Raw genomic sequence first — 8078 nt, 5'->3', positions numbered from 1 at the left:
GCGGGGGGGGGGGGGTTGCCCCCCCCCCCCCCCCCGCCACCCCTTGGTCACCTGGGCGGCGGTTGACCGGTCGACCGGTCAGCCGGCGGCCCGGCCGGCCCGGAAACTAGCCGACGATCGCGTCCTTGATCCAGGTGCGGTGGTACGGCACGCTCGGCAGAACCTCCTTGGTGACCCCGCAGTCGCCCAGGCTGCGGCTGTCCGCGCCGATCAACTCCCAGCGTCCGTACACCTTCTTGACCGCCGGGGTGCCGGAGTCGCCGTTGCACGGGCCGGAGACGCCGCCGGGGTTGTCGGCACAGAAGTCGCCCTGGTCGATGCCGTATTCGCCGCCGACGCACGGGCCGTCCGGGAGTACTCGGGTGTCGATCTGGTTCAGCGTGTTGGGCAACGTCGGGCCGCCGTCGACGGTGTAACCCCAGCCGATGACACGGAACTTGGTTCCGGCTGCCCCGACCGACGAGGCCAGCCGCACCGGCTTCGCCTTCACCGGGTGGTCGAGCTTGAACAGCGCGAGGTCGCCCGCGCGGCCGGTGGCCACGTAGTCGGGGTTGACGCGGATCTCGCTGACGCCGGCCGTCTCACCTCCGGTGGTGCGGTCGTTCGAGCCCACGCGCACCGTGAACAGCGACGGGTCCTTGGTCTCGCCGGTCTCCGTGTCGTAGACGCAGTGCGCGGCGGTCAGCAGCCACTGGTCGTCGATCAGTGCGCCACCGCAGCGGAAACGGTACGCGCCGTCGTCGCGCAGCATGTCGATGGCGGTCACGAACGAATAGCTCTCGCTGGCCGGTTCGCCGCCGATGATGGCGTTCGCGCTACCCGGTGCGGCGGCGAGCGCGCCTGTCGCCAAGGCGCCCGCCACGACGCCGCGCACTATTCCTCGACCGAATCGTGATTTCATGAATTTGGGCATGCCGAAATCCTTTGCCATGAGAATTGCAACACCCGGCCCCGTTTCGTCCCGCGGGCGTATGCAGGGGCCCAACTGGCTTGGGACATCTGCATGTTAGTAGACCTCTGGGGGGTTGCCTATCCCCTGGCGTGCGCGGGTTCCGGTTTCCCGGCGCACAGGCGCTTCGCATTCTGGTTTCGAAGAGCTCAATCGAATGTCCGGGGCGGATATATTCCGCGCCCCCTGGTTGGCCGGGAATTTCCCGGAGGCGTTTTCCCGAGTACGGCCATTTCCCGCTGCCGCCCCCGGATAGTTCCGACCAGGCCTCGTGCCTGGCCGCGAACGCACCTCCTGGGCCGACACGGTGACCCCGCAAGGTTCTCGTCGCATGCTCGCTTGGACGGCAGCACTCCACGACGAGGGACCGAGCACGGCCGACCGGGGGCGACGACCGTCGCCCGAGCAACCGGCTCGGCGCCGTGACGGCGTGGTGACGACCGGAATCGGGGGGCTTCGGCGAAGGGTGACGTAGCGTGAACACGTCGCCGGGAGGCCCGACAGCGATGGCCCACAGCCGAACTACACCATCAGCCGAACTACACCATCAGGAGAATTCATGCCGTATGCCGTCGATTTCAAGGACGTGTCCACCATCGGCGTGGAATCGTCCCCGGTGGCGGAGGCGCTTGCCGGGTTGCGCGCCAACGAGGCGCGTTACTACAAGAACAAGTACGACCACGAATTCGCCGTCCAGCCGGCGAACGAGGCGCCGGAAGTCCTCGAATGGGTCACCCGCATCCTCTCCGAGGAGCGCGGCATCACCATCTCCGCCCGCCCTCTCGAGGTGACGTCCTTCGAAGCCGGCGGATTCCGCATGGCTTACGTCTTCTACGAGTCCGGCCTGGCAATCAACGTGATGTACGGCATCGAAGACGGAGCAAAGCGTGCCGTGGGGTTCAAGCTCTCCCAAGGCATGGACGTTCCCGACGAACTGGCGTCGAAGTTCAAGTTCGCGCGCCAGAAATCGAAGCTGGCCGGAGAGATCCGCGGCTCCTTCTTCGTGATCAAGGGCGAGTACTGAGGGTCGCGCGCGGTCGCGGCCGCGAGTGCCGGCCGAACGGAAACCGACTCGGCCGGCCGCCGGTCGTACGCAACCGGCGCGGGGTGCCCGACGGCATGGCACACCGCGCCGTTCGTGTGTCGGAGTGCTCCTTCTCCGGCTCTTGGGGTGGAGGCACGTCCACGACGCCGGAGCGAAGCCGTCTCGGAGGATCGTCCGATCGACTCACCAAGGACTGCTGCCGATGCCTGCGGAGGTCTTTGGGTGGGCGAGGTAGGCCCAGATGCACTTCCCGTGCTCGATATACCTTGCACCCCAGTTGGTGGCGGTGAGGGCCACAAGTTGGAGGCCTCGCCCGAACTCGTCGTCGAGTGTCGGGTGGCGGACTCGAGGCGTGGCTTCACTACCGTCGTACACCTCGCAGAGGAGGCCGTCGTCCAAGCGAAGCCATCGAAGGCGGATCTCACCGGAGTCGCTGCCGGCGACGTCTGCGTCGATGCCAACCGCGTGGCGGGTCGTGTTTCCCACCAGTTCGCTGACGATCAGGGTGGCGCTGTCGATGAGTTCCTCGAGATTCCAGTCGAGGAGTTGCGCGGCGGTGAAGCTGCGGGCCCGCCCTGCGGACTGCGGGGCACATGGCATCTCAAGGACGGCAACGTCGCCGGCGGGGACACGCCCTGTGCGCAGGGCAAGGAGTGCGGCATCGTCTTGGTGCCGAGGATCGGGCGGCAGATCCTCGATGATGGCCGCGCATAGGCCGGACAACCATCCCGACTGGTTCTCCGTGCCGGATACGGGGGTGCGGTTGACGTAGTCGGATACAGCTGTGGTCAGTTGCACCGTTTCGGCGCTGCCGAGCACGCCGTTGGTGAAAAGGATCATGATGCTGCCGGGAGCCAACGTCGTTTCGGTGACCTGAACCGGAATCGGGTCGACCGTGTGCGCCACGCCCAGGGGAGGACCGGTGATCAGGGCGAGACTGCGGGGCTCATCATCCGGCTGCAGGACGATGGGCGGAGCATGTCCCGCACTGGCGACACTGCAGGTACCAGTCGTCGGGTCGTACAGGACCATGAGGCACGTAGCGTAGGCGCCCGTCGCCGGCGCTGGGGCACCCAGACGCGCGACAACGTCTCCGACGCGCGCCATCAGTTCGTCCAAGGGGAGGTCGAGCGCGGCCATAGTGATGATGGTGTGCCGGATGATGCCCATGGTGATCGACTGTTCGAGCCCGTGGCCCATGACGTCTCCGACGACGGCCAGTGTCCTGCCGCCCGGCAACGGGATTGTGTCGTACCAGTCGCCGCCGACGTCTTGCCCGGCCGCGGCTCGCCACCGTGCCGCCGCCTGGACGGCGACCAGATTCGGCAACGAACTGGGGAGCAACTCCTGCTGCAATCGTTCGGCACGCGCGCGGGCTTCCTCGTACAAGCGGGCGTTGCCCAGCGACTGAGCGGTGAACGCCGCGACGGTTCCGATCAGGGATTTGTCCTCGGCGCTGAAGTCGCGAGGATGATTCCAAGAGATGACACACGAGCCCACTCGGCGTGCACCGGAGACGAGGGGCATCACTGCCCAAACGTGATTCCCGTGAGGGCTTCCCAGATGGGCCAGCTGCGGCCAGCGTTGCCGGAGTTCCTCACGAGACGTGACGAACTCGATCTGCTCGGCGGCGCTGAAACCACTCTGCGGCCAGTCGATCGCCCGCAGTCTCCGGACGAACTCCGAGCTGTAGCCGGTGGCACCGACGAGCCTGGCAGCAGGGCCGGTCAGATCGTAGATCAACAGCCCATCCGCACCGACGAGCGGCAAGAAATGTTCGGTGATCGCCGCCACGACGTCCGACGTTTCCAAAGCCCGAATCAACGCGGCATTCAATTGCGCCACCCGCCGGCCGCGTTCGGCGGTCTTCTTCGCGGCCCGGACGCTCTCGGTGATGTCCGTCATCACAACGGACACATAGTCGCCAATGCCGACAACCTGCAATTGGTAGGAAGCAGTCCCGCCGTGGGGACCCCGGTCGTTCTCCCACGATTCGACGGTCAGGCCGGCGGCGGACCCAGGAGCCGTCCGCGCCCGGGCCACCGCCTCCGGGAGACCTTGCTCTCGCCACTGCGGGGCGGAGTCCCAGAGGGTGCGTCCGAGAATCTCCCTGCCCTTCTCCGCGGCCAACGAACGTGCCGCCAGATTGGCCCACTCCGTCCGGTCGTCCGGCGCCAGGACATAGATCGGCTGCGGGTAGGAATCCAGAATTCCCGCCAGCCAGGCTTCCCGACTCCGGCGGGCGGTGACGTTCCACGCTGTGCCGACCATGCGCAGCGGTCGCTTGTCGGCGTCATATTCGAAGACGGCACGGAGCTCGAGCCAGGAGGCCCGCCCGCCACGATCAACGACGCGATACTCCACGGCATATGCGGTCCCATCGCTCATGGCCTGGGCGATGGCTTCCTCGACCCCGCGCCTGTCGTCCGGGTGGATTCGGCCCATCCACGTCTCGATCCGTTGGTCCCACGAGCCGGGCTCCAAGCCGGCCAAGCGCACGAGATCTTCGGTCGGTGTGTCGAAGTTGAGTTCCCCGCTGTTCAGATCCCAGGCCCACGTCCCCACCTCGACGTTGCGCATCATCTGCCCGCCCAACGGCAGCTGCCACCACGGTGCCGTGCCGCTGCGCCATCGTCTGGCCTTCTGGAGACGTACGCTGACCAGCGCGGTCAGCTCACCCAAGAATCTGCGCCCGGCTTCGGTGGGCGGCGCTTGAGCAAGAACCGAGAGGGTCCCGACGGGGTCGCCGCCAATGACGATGGGTACGGAGAGCACACCCGCGCTCTTCCCGAGCCCACTACTGACACTCGGAAGGGTCGTGGACCATACGGCCTGCCGGAGCGCCATGGCACGTGTCGGCGCCAGATCCGTCATGCTCCCGTGCAGCAGCTCCCATTCCTTGGCCATACTGGTGGGGATGCCGGAGGCCCCCGCCAGACGCAGGGATCCGGCCTCCCGGCCGACCAAATGAGCCAAGCCCCCCAGTCCTCCGACGCTCGCGACCGCGTGCGGCAGCGCAAATCCGAGCACCTCGGCTACGTCCGCGCTGTCGGGCACGCCTTCCAACCACAAGAGTCGCGCGGCGTCTGCGGCTATCGTCGGCTCGCCGGCCGGCTCGTGATGGTCATGATCCGTCATTGCTGTGCCTCCGCCGCCGCCAGAATCATGGGGCTATCGAATCATTCTGATCCTGCTACTCAGTGTTTTGCCCAGTGCGGCGACGGAGTGACAGCTTGTGCCACGACACCGCCGACTCCACGTGTCGATCCCGGCCTGGCCCTGGGACGCGAAACGGGATGGTGCAGGCGGTACCGGCAGGAAGTTCGAACCGTTGCAAGGGGGATGCCACGGTGGAATGGTCGACTGCGCCCAGGCGCGCGGCTGATCACCGCGATCGCCGAACCGCCCGGTCGTCGATTCAGTGAACAACCAGGGTGTCCGACTCGCCCCGTGGAAAGGTGCACCGACTTGTCATTCCACTACAACGTCCGCCTTCGTCCCGCCCAGCCGCCGACGCCTCCGCTGGACGCGTTCGCCGTGCATCGGGCCGCGGTGCCGCCGACGCCCGGTCGGGACGGGCTGGAGATCGCGTATCTCCGTGAGGGGGTGGGCGGTTACCCGCTGCTGCTCATCCACGGATACCCGGAGACCAAGCGGATCTGGTGGCGCAACATCCAGCCGCTTGTTGCGGCCGGGTACGAGGTGATCGTGCCCGACCTGCGCGGCTACGGCGACTCGGACCTGTCCGCCGACGACGTCTACGACCTGGCCGCGTACAGCCGCGACCTGCACCTGCTGGTGCGCGACGTGCTCGGGCACCAGCACGTCGGGGTCGTCGCCGGCGACGTCGGCGCCGCGGTCGCGGTGGACCTGCTGCACCGCTTCCCGGGCTTCGTCGACAAACTCGTGTACTTCGACACCTCACCGCCGATGATCATCGACGACTACATCGCCGCCGGCATCGACCCGTCGACCATTCGCAGCATCTCCGACGGCCCCACCGCGGACTACCGGTACCGCCAGGGCGCAAACCCCGACGAACTCGCAGCCGAACTCGACACACCCGACCGTCGGCGGCGCTACATCGGGGAGATGTACGGCCACCGCCTGTGGGCGTCCCCAGGCACCTTCGGCCCCGACGACATCGCCTTCATGACCGAGCCGTTCGCAACCGAAGAACGCCTGCGTGCGAGTTGGGCGGTCTACCAGCTGGCTTACGGCCGCAAGGCGAGCGAGCCACCGCTGATGTCGAGCAAGGTGACCGTGCCCACGATGATCCTCTACGGCATGGACGACGGCGTCGTGGGCCCCGACTTCCTGCACACCTGCGAGGTGGCATTCACCGACCGGACCGGCCCCGTGGTCCTCCCCGGCGCCGGGCACTTCCTCCAATGGGAACGCGCCGACCTGTTCAACCCCCTGGTCACCGCCTACTTCGCCGACCACCGCGGCTAGGCAGAACCGGGGCGGCAGAAGCCGTTCTCACATCCGTCTTCCGTTCCCTCACCGAGAACGCCGAGCCGCAGCCTCATGGCTGCCCTTGTACCGCCCCGAAGCCGGCATGCCGGTGGTGTTCGGATGACGAGGTGTGGGCCAGGATTCGCTGGATCGGTCCGGTGATCTCGGCGGCAGGTCGCCGAGGCGAACGTGCGCCGACTGTTGCTGCCCATCGCGCCGAGGGCCCGCCACCCGGCGAGGCCGCTCTCCGAGCAGCTGTCGCCGCCCACGGTCGGCCGCGTCCGCTCAGCTCTCCTCCGGCGCGGCGGTATGCGGTCGGTCCGCGGCGACTGCGCCTGCCGCAGCCTTGCGGGCCGCCGCACTTCGCGCCCGGCCGGTGGCGGTCTTGAGCGGGAGCAGCAACAGCCACAGCCACATGGCCTGGCCGCCCCACGGCCAGGCCAGCGGGATGGACACCGCAAAGACCACGACCGTAACCGCCAGGTCGAGGATCCACGCGCGTGCCACGGGCGGGGGAAGAGGCACGGAGTCGAGTTGGGGGCGCAGCATCCGGAGCCGGACGAGCACGATCTGGGTGACATCCATCGCCGCGATGGTGGCGGCGTAGATCGCCACGGACGCGGACATGCCGCCGTACTCCGACAGCAGCGAGGTGGGGAACGGCAAGAACGCGGTCAGGCCGAGCCCGGTCAGCGCCACAGCGGTGAACACCCGGTCCACGCGGCGAAGCCCGAGGAAGGCGCGCCGGTGGTCCAGCCAGAAGGCGCCGATGATGAGAAAGCTGAGCGCGTACGCTGCGATCTTGGGCGGAAGGTCGTCCAGCGCCTCCCGGAAGCGTGGGCCGTCCAGACCCGGAGGCACGGAAATGTCCAGGACCAGCAACGTCATCGCGATGGCGAACACGCCGTCGGAGAGCGCCACCAGCCGCCCGGGACCGTGCTCGTCCCCGAATCCGCCCGACTCCGCCATGCCGCGACGGTACGTGCCCGGCACCCACCATGCGCGTATCCGCGCCGGAAGGTCGCTCAGTCGGTAGCAGGTGCTCGACGTCCGCGGACTCGTGGAACGCCCGGACATCGGTCGGCAGCAGCGCCTCGACGGGATCGTGCACGCCCGTGCCCAGCTTCGCCGATGCTGTCACCAGGCATGACCTGCGGCTCCGGCGCCGACTGGCGATCCCGGTGCTCCTCGTGGTCGGTGCGCAGCCACCTGGCGCCTCGGCCCCGGAACTGGCCACAGTCACGGCCGCCGGGGAAGGCGGGCAACACCGGACCCCGAGGCCGCCTCAGCGCCGGCCGTGAGCTGTGTCGGAAGCGCCGCCGAACAGTCGGGCGATCGCCCGGAACGGCAGTGTGACGACGGTGGCGATCGCGCCTCCGATCGCCCGGAACACATCAGCAATTGCCCGAAGCACAGGAACCTCCTTCTTCGCGCGGGTGCAGCCCGGAAGCGTTTGCGCCGAGAATGCCGCGGAGTTCCACCGGCTCAGAGCGGCGGTCGCTCGGCGGCTTCGGACGCGGTGCGCCTACAGACTGGGCTTGATTCGCTTTGACGGACACCCTGGCTGAGGGGCTGCGGCCCTTTCGGGAGGATGTCCATCATGGAGAGCATGGGGAAGAAGAAGCC

Annotated in this window: 6 protein-coding genes; 2 read left to right on the top strand and 4 right to left on the bottom strand. The window is 67.9% G+C overall.

Annotated features, from left to right (window positions below):
• Positions 1 to 106: 106 nt before the first annotated feature.
• On the bottom strand, positions 107 to 913 hold the full coding sequence (locus ACPA54_RS38800; RefSeq protein ID WP_423537248.1) for a S1 family peptidase: 807 nt from the start codon (positions 911 to 913) through the stop codon (positions 107 to 109).
• A 595-nt stretch (positions 914 to 1508) separates the two neighbouring features.
• Here ACPA54_RS38800 and ACPA54_RS38795 point away from each other — a divergent pair.
• Positions 1509 to 1973: a phage tail protein gene (locus tag ACPA54_RS38795; RefSeq protein ID WP_423537246.1), complete on the top strand. Its 465-nt coding sequence runs from the start codon at positions 1509 to 1511 to the stop codon at positions 1971 to 1973.
• A gap of 204 nt (positions 1974 to 2177) precedes the next feature.
• Here the strand turns inward: ACPA54_RS38795 and ACPA54_RS38790 are convergent, their stop codons facing one another.
• On the bottom strand, positions 2178 to 5132 hold the full coding sequence (locus ACPA54_RS38790; protein ID WP_423537244.1) for a SpoIIE family protein phosphatase: 2955 nt from the start codon (positions 5130 to 5132) through the stop codon (positions 2178 to 2180).
• 330 nt (positions 5133 to 5462) lie between these two features.
• Between ACPA54_RS38790 and ACPA54_RS38785 the strand changes: the two genes are divergently transcribed.
• On the top strand, positions 5463 to 6449 hold the full coding sequence (locus ACPA54_RS38785; protein ID WP_423537242.1) for an alpha/beta fold hydrolase: 987 nt from the start codon (positions 5463 to 5465) through the stop codon (positions 6447 to 6449).
• Between the two features lie 288 nt (positions 6450 to 6737).
• Here ACPA54_RS38785 and ACPA54_RS38780 read toward each other — a convergent pair whose 3' ends face one another.
• A complete protein-coding gene (locus ACPA54_RS38780) occupies positions 6738 to 7421 on the bottom strand; it encodes a TMEM175 family protein (RefSeq protein ID WP_423537240.1) in 684 nt (227 codons plus the stop codon).
• 316 nt (positions 7422 to 7737) lie between these two features.
• Positions 7738 to 7866, bottom strand: coding sequence for an LPFR motif small protein (locus tag ACPA54_RS38775; RefSeq protein WP_423537238.1), 129 nt, complete (start codon positions 7864 to 7866; stop codon positions 7738 to 7740).
• Positions 7867 to 8078 lie beyond the last annotated feature (212 nt).

It is taken from the genome of Uniformispora flossi (assembly GCF_049534875.1).
GTDB lineage: Bacteria > Actinomycetota > Actinomycetes > Streptomycetales > Streptomycetaceae > Yinghuangia > Yinghuangia aomiensis.
Note: the sequence above shows the minus strand (reverse complement) of the source record. Positions and strands in the feature narration are given on the sequence as shown.